Genomic DNA, 5490 nt, shown 5'->3' with positions numbered 1-5490 from the left:
TCGACCTGCACGCGGTGCTGGTGCAGCGCCTCGAAGATCGGCGCATCGCCGAAGCGGAACAGGTCGAGCAGGGGCGCGTCGGCATCGCACTGCGCCTGGAAGGGCACCCACGAAGGCACGACGAACAGGTCGCCGCGCTGCACGCGCCACTGCTGGCCGCCCACGCGCACGCTGCCGGTGCCGTCGAACACCTGGTAGACGGAGGAGCCGACCTCGCGCCAGGCGCGGGTGCGCCCGCCGCGGCGCACGCGGTGCATCTCGCAGCGGATGGTGGGCATCACGTCGCGGCCGGTGCCGGGGTGCGTGAAGCGCACGGCGGCGTGGCCGGCGCTCACCACGCCGGGGTGGCCCTCGTCCTCCAGCGCGAGCTGGTCGGCCAGCGCGCGGTCGGTGTCGGCCCAGCGGTAGGCCAGGAGCGGCGAGCCCGCCGTGTCGGCCGGCTGCGAGAGCGGGCGCAGGCCGGGGTGGCCCCACAGCCGCTCGGAGCGCGAGCGCTCGGGCGTGCCCTGCTCGGCCTCGCTGATCGCGTCGCGCCCGTGCTCGAAGAACTGCGACTCGGTCATGTACGCGAAGGGGATGTCCAGCCCGTCGATCCAGGCCATCGGCTCGGTGGCGGCGTTGTGGTGCGCGTGCCAGTTCCAGCCGGCCTGCGGCAGGAAGTCGCCGCGCGACATGCGCACCGCGTCGCCGCCCACCACCGTCCACACGCCCTCGCCCTCGACCACGAAGCGGAAGGCGTGCTGCGTGTGGCGGTGCTCGGGCGCGTTCTCGCCCGGCATCAGGTACTGGATGGCGGCCCACAGCGTGGGCGTGGCGAAGGGCCGGCCGCCCAGCGCCGGGTTGGCCAGCGCGATGGCGCGGCGCTCGCCGCCGCGGCCCACGGGCACGATGCGGCCGGCCTCGCCGGCGAGCTGCTTCAGGCGCTCCCAGCGCCACAGGTGGGCCGCCGCCTTGCTGCGCGGCTGCGGCGGCATCAGGTCGCCGATCTCGGTCCACAGCGGCACCAGCAGCTCCTGCTCGAAGCCGCGGTAGAGCTGTTCGAGCGCGGGCGTGGGCTCGGGCTGGCCGGGGGCGGCCACGGCCTTCAGGCGCACGGGCGAGGGGGGAACGTCGATCACGGCGGCCATCGTGTGTCTCCTTGTCGGAATGGCGACGATTCTGCGGGCTTCACTCGGCCGGCGCGACGGTGAGGGCAATCTCGCCCACGCCGTCCACCTGGCCCGTGACGCGGTCGCCGGGCTGCAGCGCGCCCACGCCCTCGGGCGTGCCGGTGTAGATCAGGTCGCCGGGCTGCAGGTGGTAGTACTTCGAGAGGTCCTCGATCAGCTCGGGGATGTTCCAGATGAGCTTGTCGAGGTCGGACTGCTGCTTCACCTGGCCGTTGACGGCCAGCGCGATCGCGCCGCGTTCCAGCACGGTGCCGGGCATCGGCACGATCTCGGAGATGACGGAGGACTGCTCCACGTCCTTGCCCAGGTCCCAGGGCCGGCCCTTGTCGCGCGCGGCGAGCTGCAGGTCGCGGCGCGTCATGTCCAGGCCGCAGGCGTAGCCGTAGATCAGCTTCGCCGCATCGGCGCGCGCCACGCGGAAGCCCGGCGCGCCGATGGCGACGACCAGCTCCATCTCGAAGTGGTAGTTCTGCGTGCCCGGCGGGTAGGCCACGGTGGCGCCCGACTCGACCAGCGTGGACGGGCTCTTGGTGAAGTAGAAGGGCTGCTCGACGGACTTGTCGACCGGCCGGCCCATCTCCACCGCATGCGCGTGGTAGTTGCGGCCGACGAAGAACAGGCGCTGCACGGGCAGGCGCCGCGATTCGCCGCGCACGGGCACGCTGGCGACGGGGGGCGGGGTCCAGAGGTAGTCGGTCATGTCGGTTCATTCCTTGGGTTCGTTCAGTCCTTGGCCAGGCAGGTGTCCACGGTCCAGCCGTAGAGCCATTCCATGGCGTCGTAGAAGCGCTCGGGTGTGCGGCCCTTCCACAGCTCGTTGCGCACCAGCCGCTCCACGCCCCTGGCGTGGAAGATGCGGCCCATCTCGCGCGAGGACAGCACCACGCGCGCGGTGCGCGCCACGCGCGACTTCTGGTAGAGGGCGAAGGCCTTGTCGAACTGGTTGTCCGTGGCGCGCAGGGCCTCGCCCAGCGTCACCGCGTCCTCCATCGCCATGCAGGCGCCCTGCGCCATGTACTGCAGCGTGGCGTGTGCCGCGTCGCCCAGCAACACAGCGCGCCCGAACACCCACTGGCCGATCGGCTCGCGGTCGGCGGTGGCCCAGCGCTTCCAGTCCCTGGGCAGCTCGATGAGCTGGCGCGCCCTGGCGCAGATGCCCTCGAAGTAGCTCAGCACCTCCTCGCGGCTGCCCTCGCGCACACTCCACTCTTCCTGGTCGCGGCTGTGGAAGGTGACGACCACGTTGTACTGCTCGCCGCCGCGCAGCGGGTAGTGCACCAGGTGGCAGTTGGGGCCGACCCAGATGCTGGCGGCGTTCCACTGCAGGTCGGCGGGGAAGTCGGCACGGTCCACCACCGCGCGGTAGACCACATGGCCGGAGACGCGCGCCTCGTCGCCCACGTACTGGCGGCGCACGGCCGACTTCACGCCGTCGGCGCCGATCAGCGCCGCGCCGCGGAAGCGCCGGCCGTCGCCCGTCACCACGGTCACGCCGGCGTCGTCCTGCTCGACGCGCTGCACCTGGGCGCCGGTGGCGATCTCGATGCGGCCGGTGGCGTGCGCGCCCTCCAGCAGCGAGCCGTGCACGTCGGCGCGGTGGATCACCGCGTAGGGGTTGCCGAAGCGCTTGCGGAAGGCCTCGCCGGTGGGGATGCGGCCGACGCAGTATTCGTCCAGCGCGTCGTGCATCACCATCTCGTCGGTGTAGACGGCGCGGGCGCGGGCGATCTCGCCGATGCCCAGCGCGTCGAAGGCGGCGAAGGCGTTGGGGCCGAGCTGGATGCCGGCGCCGATCTCGCCGAGCTGCGCGGCCTGCTCCAGCACCAGCACGTCGAAGCCGCGGCGCACCAGCGCCAGCGCGGCGGCCACGCCGCCGATGCCGCCGCCGGCCACCAGCACCGGCTGGGAGGAAGTCGTGGGGTTCGTGTTCGCCATGTGCGTCTCCTGGCTCTTGATGTCTGTCAATGGCGCGGATTGTTCGCGGCCACCACTATTGCATCAAGCGCTGTAGCGGATACTTCGTATCTCGTTTTTCAATAGATGGAGAGGCGGCATGTCCAAGCTCGACCTGGAATGGCTCAAGGTCTTCGACGAGGTGTGGCAGACGGCCAGCGTCTCCAAGGCGGCCGAGCGCCTGGGCATCGCGCAGGCGGCCGCCAGCACGGCGCTGAACAAGCTGCGCGCGCACTTCGACGACCGCCTGTTCGAGCGCACCGCGCTGGGCATGCAGCCCACGCCGCACGCGCAGAAGATCCAGCCCGCCCTGCGCGAGGCGCTGGCGCAGATCGAGCGCGCCCGCGCCAGCCGCGAGGCCTTCGTGCCCGAGCGGGCGACGCGGCGTTTCCGCATCTGCCTGACGGACATCAGCGAGGTGGTGCTGCTGCCGCGCCTGCTCGACCACCTGGGCCGCGTGGCGCCCGGGGTGCAGATCGAGACGGAGATCATTTCCGGCGCCAGCTCGCGCCGCCTGGAGGACGGCGAGATCGACCTGGCGGTGGGCTTCATGCCGCAACTGGACGCCGGCTTCTACGGACAGACCCTCTTCTGGCAGAACTTCGTGTGCCTGGTGGCGCAGGACCATCCGCGCATCGGCGCGCGCCTCACGAGGAAAGCCTTCTCGGCGGAGTCGCACGCGCTCATCGCCTCCTCCGGCACCGGCCACGCGATCGTCGACAAGACCATCGCCCGTGCCGGCATCGAGCGCCGGGTGGCGGTGCGGCTGTCGAGCTTCCTGGGCGTGGCGCGCATCGTGGCGCAGACGCAGCTGCTGGCGGTGGTGCCGCGCATCCTGGGCGAGATCCTGTCCACGCAGGAGCCGGTGCGCCTGGTGGAGCCGCCCTTCGCCCTGCCCGACTACGCCGTCAAGCAGCACTGGCACGCGCGCTTCCACGCCGACGACGGCAACGCCTGGCTGCGGCGCACGCTGGCGCAGCTCTTCGGCGGGCGCAGGCCGGCGCCCTGAGAGGCGCGCCCGCGCCCCGTCAGCCGCCCCGCGCGCAGGCCTGCTCGAAGAAGGCCAGGACCTGCTCGCCCAGCCATGACTCGCCCGAATTGAAGTGCGCCACGACCGAGATGTGGTTGTGGTCGGGCAGGGCGATGTGCAGCGGCGCCCGGCCGCGCGCCTGGCCGACTACGTGCGCGAACTCCAGCCCGTAGACGTCCAGCCAGGGGTTCTCGTATTCGGCGTTGACCACCAGCACCGGCAGCTGCAGCCGCGCGGCATGCGCCACCGGCGAGAGCAGCGCCAGCCGGCCCTCGTTCTCGCCGTGGTAGGCGCGCACGCCGGCGGCGTTGGGGTTGTCGCGGCGCACGTCGGCACGCAGCCGCGCCGACACCAGCACCAGCGCGTGCGCCCTCGGGGCCAGGCCCAGCAGCGGATCGCAGGCGTAGGCGGCCGCGTGCGTGCCGCCGGCCGAATGGCCGACGAGGCAGACGCGCCGCGGATCGCCGCCGTGCGCGGCGGCGTGCCGCGCCACCCAGTCGCAGGCCAGTGCCACGTCCTGCGCGCCGCCGGGGTAGGGCGCCTCGCCGGCCAGCCGGTACTCGACGTTGATGCCGACGCAGCCCCGGCGCGCGAACCAGCGCAGCACGTTGCCCCACATCTGCACGGTGGCGTCCTTGGCGCCGCGCACGAAGGCGCCCCCGTGCACGAACACCACCACCGGCGCGCCGCGGGCGCCGGCCGGGCGGTATACGTCGAGGGTCTGCCGGGGGTGGCTGCCGTAGGCGATGTCGCGCGTCACCTGCACGCCGTCCGGCGCAGCGCAGGCGGCTTCCAGCAGCGGCTCGTACAGCGCCTTCGTCTCTTCGCTCGCCGCGCGGATGTCCAGGTGCCAGCGCGGGCCGATCTCGCGCAGCCGGGCCGTCAGCGCCGGCGGCCGGGCGTCGGCGGAATGGGCCGAGCGGGACACCGGGCTCAGAAGGTGTGAATGAATCCGGCGTGGCCGAGCGGGCTGCCAAAACGCCCCCAATCAAGGCGCAAAGCGCAGCCATAGCTCGGGCTATGGCGAGCATTTGCAACGCAGAGTGGGGGTGTTTTGGCAGAACGAGCGGGCATGTCGGGTTCGTTCACACCTTCTCATTCCCGCCGGAAGGCGGTGGCCTCGACCTCGAACAGCCACTCGGGCCGCGCCAGGGCGCGCACCACCAGCACGGTGGAAGCGGGCCGCGCCTCGCCGAGGAAGGGCTGGCGCACCGGCCCCAGCAGCGGCAGGTGCGCCGGGTCGACCAGGAAGGAGCCCACGCGGACCAGGTGGCGCGCGTCCATGCCGGCCTCGTGCAGCACCGCCGCGAGGTTGGCCCAGGCCTGGCGCGCCTGCGC

6 protein-coding genes are annotated in these 5490 nt (G+C 72.5%); 1 reads left to right on the top strand and 5 read right to left on the bottom strand.

All coding sequences use genetic code 11. The annotated features are described in order from the left end of the window. From ACIY1X_RS24260 to ACIY1X_RS24250, 3 genes are all read right to left on the bottom strand, one after another. A partial coding sequence (locus tag ACIY1X_RS24260) for a cupin domain-containing protein (protein WP_399685663.1) occupies positions 1 to 1127 on the bottom strand: 1127 nt, incomplete at its 3' end. Between the two features lie 40 nt (positions 1128 to 1167). Next, positions 1168 to 1869, bottom strand: coding sequence for a fumarylacetoacetate hydrolase family protein (locus ACIY1X_RS24255; RefSeq protein ID WP_399685661.1), 702 nt, complete (start codon positions 1867 to 1869; stop codon positions 1168 to 1170). 23 nt (positions 1870 to 1892) lie between these two features. Then, positions 1893 to 3104: a 3-hydroxybenzoate 6-monooxygenase gene (locus tag ACIY1X_RS24250; protein WP_399685658.1), complete on the bottom strand. Its 1212-nt coding sequence runs from the start codon at positions 3102 to 3104 to the stop codon at positions 1893 to 1895. 118 nt (positions 3105 to 3222) lie between these two features. Here ACIY1X_RS24250 and ACIY1X_RS24245 point away from each other — a divergent pair, with 118 nt between their 5' ends. Then, the gene (locus ACIY1X_RS24245) at positions 3223 to 4131 is read left to right on the top strand and encodes a LysR family transcriptional regulator (RefSeq protein WP_399685655.1); all 909 of its coding nucleotides are present in this window, start codon (positions 3223 to 3225) and stop codon (positions 4129 to 4131) included. Between the two features lie 19 nt (positions 4132 to 4150). Here ACIY1X_RS24245 and ACIY1X_RS24240 read toward each other — a convergent pair whose 3' ends face one another. Together ACIY1X_RS24240 and ACIY1X_RS24235 are read right to left on the bottom strand one after the other, a co-directional pair. Beyond that, positions 4151 to 5080: an alpha/beta hydrolase gene (locus tag ACIY1X_RS24240; protein ID WP_399685652.1), complete on the bottom strand. Its 930-nt coding sequence runs from the start codon at positions 5078 to 5080 to the stop codon at positions 4151 to 4153. Positions 5081 to 5247: 167 nt separating this feature from the next. Further along, a partial coding sequence (locus ACIY1X_RS24235; RefSeq protein WP_399685650.1) for a RidA family protein occupies positions 5248 to 5490 on the bottom strand: 243 nt, incomplete at its 5' end.

The sequence above is a fragment of the Xenophilus sp. genome (genome assembly GCF_044462705.1).
In the GTDB taxonomy this organism is placed as follows: Bacteria; Pseudomonadota; Gammaproteobacteria; order Burkholderiales; family Burkholderiaceae_C; genus Xenophilus; species Xenophilus azovorans.
This window is presented reverse-complemented; position numbering and strand designations above follow the sequence as displayed.

What these genes read in the sequence shown, in the direction of transcription:
- ACIY1X_RS24250 (WP_399685658.1), bottom strand. Translation starts at nt 3,104, where the DNA reads ATGGCGAACACGAACCCCACGACTTCCTCCCAGCCGGTGCTGGTGGCC.
- ACIY1X_RS24255 (WP_399685661.1), bottom strand. Translation starts at nt 1,869, where the DNA reads ATGACCGACTACCTCTGGACCCCGCCCCCCGTCGCCAGCGTGCCCGTG.
- ACIY1X_RS24245 (WP_399685655.1), top strand. Translation starts at nt 3,223, where the DNA reads ATGTCCAAGCTCGACCTGGAATGGCTCAAGGTCTTCGACGAGGTGTGG.